The sequence below is a fragment of the Mordavella massiliensis genome (assembly GCF_016901695.1).
Classification (GTDB): Bacteria; Bacillota; Clostridia; order Lachnospirales; family Lachnospiraceae; genus Claveliimonas; species Claveliimonas massiliensis_A.
Window position 1 is genome coordinate 1 of the sequence record NZ_JACJKS010000143.1, and the last position, 205, is coordinate 205.

1 protein-coding gene is annotated in these 205 nt (G+C 44.9%); it reads left to right on the plus strand.

The window, feature by feature from the left end; genetic code table 11:
* On the plus strand, positions 1-205 hold a 205-nt coding region (locus H6A20_RS13450), incomplete at both ends, for a hypothetical protein (protein ID WP_204907567.1).

Here is a 205-nt window from a genome sequence, read left to right on the forward strand (position 1 = left end):
GATAAAAGGTCCCAGTGAGAGCGGGTCTTCCTCTACTCCACACGTCAGGATAACAGACGAAGGCGTCTTTACGCATGAAGGCGAGGTCTGTACGAAAAATAACTGTTTGATACAGGGACAGATAAACCTTCCAACAACAAGCATAGGTGGAAATGGTGGGCTAGAAAAAACAATAAATGCTGCTAAAAGCGGCTACACACCTATA